The sequence below is a fragment of the Promineifilum sp. (SeqCode) genome (genome assembly GCF_041918635.1).
GTDB lineage: Bacteria > Chloroflexota > Anaerolineae > Promineifilales > Promineifilaceae > Promineifilum.
In genome coordinates this window covers 1-5,040 of sequence record NZ_JAYRVJ010000105.1, presented here as the reverse complement: position 1 = coordinate 5,040, position 5,040 = coordinate 1, and the positions used below count along the sequence as shown (strand labels likewise).

Below are 5,040 nucleotides of genomic sequence, written 5' to 3'. Positions count from 1 at the left end.
CGCCGCATGGCCGCTTCCTATGGCGGCGAGCAGTATCTGGTCGGCCCCGACTTCTACCCGGTGATGATGATGGTCTTGCGGCGCGGCTGGGTCATCGTGCCGCCGGTGGCCGTCCTCGTTCACCTGCTGGCCGTGCTGTTCGGCGACGAGTCGGGCAACCTGATCACGGTGCTGCTGGAGACGGCCGCCGGTGCGTTCCAGGCGACGGCCATCTTCACCGGTATCGTCGTGCTCATCTTCGCCATCTTGCAGCACTCCGGCGAAGACCTGGACGAGATCACCGGCAACGACGCCGGATTCGACCCGCTGTCCCTGCCGGAAGTCAACGACCCGGCCGAGGTCGACCGCTTCGAATCCATCTTCGGCATGGCCTTCGGCGTGTTCGCCATAATGGTCATGATTTACTTTCTGCGTGTCGGTGGATTGACCTTGCAATTCAATTTGGGCGAGCCGGTAGACGTCATACCGGTGCCCATTCCCTGGCTGGTGGCGCTCATCGCCATCGCCGTCGCGCAGATGGTGTTGCAACTGGTGGCGCTGTTGCGCGGGCGGTGGGGCGTAGCCCTGTGGCTGGTTAGCGTGGCGCTGGACATCGTCGGCGCGGTGGCGCTGTACTTCGTCCTGTGGCTGCCGCTGGCCGACCGGGTTTACGCCGCCGTTCCGGCGCTCAGCGGCGTGCCGCTCATCGGGCGCGGCGCGGAAGCCATTCTCGCCCTCTCGCTCATCATCGCGGTCATCGAGGGCGTCACCAAGCTGGTCAAGATGGTGAGCCACCGCCACGGCGCCACGCCGTCCTATAACGTCAAGGCAAACTAGAAGAGAAGAACAGAAATCCACAGATTACACCGATTACACAGATTGATTGAAAGACCATCTGTGTAATCGGTAGTCCTGTGACTTGTCTATCGCATCGGAGAAGAAAAGATCATGCAAGCGATTGTTTACACACAGTACGGTTCGCCGGACGTGCTCCAATTAAGGGAAGTGGCCGCGCCGCAACCGGCGGATGGTGAGGTGCTGGTCAAGGTTCACGCCACGGGCCTCAACGCCGCCGACCGGTACGCCCTGAGCGGCCAGCCGATCATCGCCCGGCTTATAACCGGCGGGCTGCGGCGGCCGAAGCACACCATCCTGGGGGCCGACGTGGCTGGCGTGGTAGCCGGCGTCGGCCGCGGCGTGACGCAGTTTCAACCGGGCAACGCGGTTTACGGCGATCTATCTGGCGTCGGCTCCGGCGGGCTGGCCGAGTACGTCTGCGCCCCGGAGGGCGTCTGGGCGCGGAAGCCGGAGGGCATCAGCTTTGAGCAGGCCGCGGCTGTGCCCATGGCCGCCGTCACCGCCCTTCAAGGGCTACGCGACAAGGGTCAGCTTCGGGCCGGACAGCGCGTGCTGATCTATGGCGCGTCGGGCGGGGTGGGCACGTTTGCGGTGCAGATCGCCGCGGCGCTGGGCGGCGAGGTGACGGCCGTGTGCAGCGCCCGCAACGCCGACATGGCCCGTGCCCTGGGGGCGACCCACGTCATTGACTACGCGCGGGAGGATTTCGCGCGGAACGGGCAACGCTACGACCTCATTCTGGCCGCCAACGGCTACCGGCCGATCGGCGACTACCGCCGGGCGCTGGCTCCCGGTGGCGTCTACGTGATGGTCGGCGGCACGATGAGCCAGATCTTCCAGGCGCTGCTGTTGGGGCCGCTTCTGTCCGCGCGGGGCGGAGGCCAGATAGCGAGTCTGACAGCCAGGCCCAACAGGACAGACCTGGCCTACGTGGGCGAACTACTGCAAACTGGAAAGATACGGCCGGTCATTGACAGATGCTATCCGTTGAGCGAGACGCCCGAGGCGTTCCGCTATCTGGAGTGGGAACACGCCCGGGGCAAGGTAGTCATCAACGTCTACCCGTCAGGATCGTAACGGGTATTTCCTTGAAAGATAAACCATTGGTGCCGCCCGACTTTGTGGTTCCCCTGGCGCTCGACACGCCGCACTTCCATCTGCGCCCGCTGACGCCGACGGTGGTGGAGCTCGACTACGACGCGGTCATGTCGAGCATCGACCTGCTGCAAGCCATGTTTGGCCGCGACTGGCCGCACGCCGCGTTTACGCTGTCAGAGAACTTGCAAGACCTCGTCGAGCATGGGGAGGAGTTCGAGCAGCGGGCGGCCTTCGCCTACACCGTCCTGTCACCCGACGGGACGATGTGCCTGGGCTGCGTCTACATCAACCCGCCGCGGGACTACCCCACCGACGCCCGCATCTACATGTGGGTGCGCCAGAGCGCGCATGATCAGGGTCTGGACCCGGTGTTGTTCCACACCGTACAAACGTGGATCGAGACAAGCTGGCCCTTCGCACGGGTGATGTATCCGGGGCGCAAGGAGGATGGCACGTGGGCGCCGCTGGGTGGGGAAGTGGTCTGAAAACCGCGCGTCGACGTGTAGTATAATGGGGGTGAAGCCGTGGCGTTGCGTACCGCGGCGCTCGGGGGCAGTCCACATGTTTACCTCACTCTTCCGCGCCATCCTCAGGCTGCTGGCCGCCGTCCTGGCTCTGCACACGACCATCCGCATCATCCGGCACTTCCACAAGTTCCCCATGCCGGAGTTTCTCGCCAACCTGATCGACAACCCGCTGCGGCGCAGGCTCCAGCCGCCCGGCGAAATGCCCATCCGGCACGGCATCGAACCGGGGATGACCGTGCTCGAGGTCGGCCCCGGCAACGGCCGGTATACCGTCGAGCTGGCGCGCCGCGTCGGCGCGACGGGCAAGGTTGTCACCGTGGACATCGAACCCAAAATGATCGAGCGCGTCACGCAGCGGGCGCAGACGGAGGGCATCGCCAACCTGGAGGCCAAAGTCGCCGATGTCTATGATCTGCCATTCGAGGACGGCGCGTTTGACGCCGTTTCCCTGATCACGGTCATCGGCGAGCTTCCCGAACCCGAACGGGCGATGCGCGAGTTCCACCGCGTGCTCGCGCCGGCCGGCACGCTGGCTTTCAGCGAGGCGCTGCTCGACCCGGATTACCCGCTGGCGCGGACGCTCATTCGCCGCGCGGATCAGGCGGGCTTCCGGCTGAAGCGAAAGCTCGGCAACCTGTTTGCGTATACCTTGCTCTTTGAAAGGGGGTAGCCATGTCTCACTTCTACCAGTGGGCGCAACGGGAATATCCTCTGGCCGGCCGGATAGCGGTCACGGGGCTGGCCGGGCTGCTGTTCGCCGTGCTCATTCCGCTGGTTGTGTCCGTAGGTGGCCCGCGTATCGATGCGGCGCTCCACTTGCCCAATTTCCGGTTTGGGGTCGTAAATTACGTGGTCGGGGTGGCGCTCGCGGCGGTCGGGTTTTACTTCGCGCTGTGGGCTATCGCCTGGCAATTGACGCGGGGGCGAGGTACGCCATTGCCCGTCATGCCGACTCAAACGCTGTTGACCCAGGGGCCATTCCGCTACTGCCGCAACCCGATGAGCTTTGGCGCGCTGACGGCCTACCTGGGGTTTGCCGTCGCCGCAGGGACGATCTTCGGCGCGGTTCTCGTCGTCTGCCTGTCCACTCTCTTAATCCTCTATCTGAGACGGATCGAGGAGAGTGAACTGGTAGAGCGGTTCGGCGAGGCGTATCTGTCATACAAGCGAGAGGTTCCCTTTCTCATCCCCAGAATTCGCTGACTCTGGGTAAACAAACCCAGAATGTTTTATAGGTATATTTTAATAGAACTGTAACGAAAGATTTCAGCTTTCTCGGTTATTATTGCTCTAGCTTTCCATCCTGCTTTCCACCGTTCATCGAGTCGGGTGGCCCCCACATCGCTGCCACAACCATTCACCAAGAGGATCGTTTAGCCAGCTAAACAGCTCTCTTTACCGGCCGGTCAGGCGTTCTTCCCGCGCGCCTATCCGCCAAGGAGTCTACCTTGTCACGTTTGGTCAGTTGTATAGTTATGGGTCGCGCGCTCTACGGCAGGCTCCAGAGCGCGGCCCCCATCGCCGCGTTAGGTTTCCTCGCGCTGACGGGCGGTTTTTCACCCGCCCAACAGGCCGATCCCGCGACACCCACGCCGCCTGCGACACCCGCGGCTCCCGCCGAGGCCGGCGAGGCGGCGCAGGAGGAGGCCGCCGCGTTCAACAAGCGAGTGATCGATACGGCGGTCAACCAGGTGCATACCGCCGTCGGGGCCGACCTGGACGGTGACGGCGACGTGGACGTAGTCGCCACCGACTACGTCCGCCACATGGTGTACTGGTATCAGAACGACGGGCGCGGCAACTACACCCGCAAGGTGCTGGACGGCAATCTGAAGGGGGCCTACCCGGCCGGGCTGGCCGATGTGGATCGCGACGGTGACACTGACGTGCTGGCCGCCGGTTATCTGGCCGACACCTTCGCCTGGTATCAGAACGACGGCCGCGGCAACTTCACCCGCAAGAACGTGGACACCAAGGCCAACGGCGCGCACTCCATCGTCGCCGGCGACGTGGACGGCGACCGCGACATCGACTTCGTCACGTCCAGCCAGGACGCCAACACCATCGCCTGGTATGAGAACAACGGCCGCAACGCCTTCACGCGCCAGATCATCGACACCCGGGCGACCAAGGCCAAGCGCGCGGAGATGGCTGACATGGACGGCGACGGCGACATGGACGTGATCGCGGCCAGCTTTGGCAACCACGAGATCGCCTGGCACGAGAACAACGGCAGCGAGCGGTTCACGAAGCATACCCTGGACAAGACGGCCCGGGGCGCTTACTTCGTCGCGCCGGCCGACGTGGATCGGGACGGCGATATGGACATCTTCGCCGCCAGCCGGCGCAATAACACCATCGCCTGGTACCGCAACGATGGCAGGGGCGTCTTCACCCGGCAGGTCATGGACAATCGCGCCCGCGGCGCGCGGACGGTCATGGATCGCGACGGCGACATGGACGCGCTGGCCTCCAGCGTGGACGATGACACCGTGGCCTGGCACCGCAACGACGGCCGCGGCCACTTCACCAAGGTGATCATCGACAAAGCGCTCGACGGGGCATACTGGGCCACCGG

6 protein-coding genes are annotated in these 5,040 nt (G+C 64.3%); all 6 read left to right on the top strand.

The features are described 5' to 3' along the window. Nucleotides 1-816, top strand: an 816-nt coding sequence (locus ACE3UY_RS03530; RefSeq protein ID WP_374686170.1) for a hypothetical protein, incomplete at its 5' end; no start/stop codon positions are given. Between the two features lie 111 nt (nucleotides 817-927). Beyond that, the gene (locus tag ACE3UY_RS03525; RefSeq protein ID WP_374686169.1) at nucleotides 928-1,914 is read left to right on the top strand and encodes an NAD(P)-dependent alcohol dehydrogenase; all 987 of its coding nucleotides are present in this window, start codon (nucleotides 928-930) and stop codon (nucleotides 1,912-1,914) included. 11 nt (nucleotides 1,915-1,925) lie between these two features. Further along, complete coding sequence (locus ACE3UY_RS03520) at nucleotides 1,926-2,420, top strand: GNAT family N-acetyltransferase (protein ID WP_374686168.1); 495 nt, start codon at nucleotides 1,926-1,928, stop codon at nucleotides 2,418-2,420. 76 nt (nucleotides 2,421-2,496) lie between these two features. Beyond that, entirely contained in the window at nucleotides 2,497-3,132 is a 636-nt protein-coding gene (locus ACE3UY_RS03515) for a class I SAM-dependent methyltransferase (RefSeq protein ID WP_374686167.1), read from the top strand. A 2-nt stretch (nucleotides 3,133-3,134) separates the two neighbouring features. Beyond that, nucleotides 3,135-3,665 (top strand): isoprenylcysteine carboxylmethyltransferase family protein, encoded by a 531-nt coding sequence (locus ACE3UY_RS03510; RefSeq protein WP_374686166.1) that lies wholly within the window; start codon nucleotides 3,135-3,137, stop codon nucleotides 3,663-3,665. Nucleotides 3,666-3,937: 272 nt separating this feature from the next. Beyond that, nucleotides 3,938-5,040 (top strand): FG-GAP repeat domain-containing protein (locus tag ACE3UY_RS03505; RefSeq protein WP_374686165.1); only part of this gene is annotated, 1,103 nt, incomplete at its 3' end.

What these genes read in the sequence shown, in the direction of transcription:
- ACE3UY_RS03515 (WP_374686167.1), top strand. Translation starts at nt 2,497, where the DNA reads ATGTTTACCTCACTCTTCCGCGCCATCCTCAGGCTGCTGGCCGCCGTC.
- ACE3UY_RS03525 (WP_374686169.1), top strand. Translation starts at nt 928, where the DNA reads ATGCAAGCGATTGTTTACACACAGTACGGTTCGCCGGACGTGCTCCAA.
- ACE3UY_RS03510 (WP_374686166.1), top strand. Translation starts at nt 3,135, where the DNA reads ATGTCTCACTTCTACCAGTGGGCGCAACGGGAATATCCTCTGGCCGGC.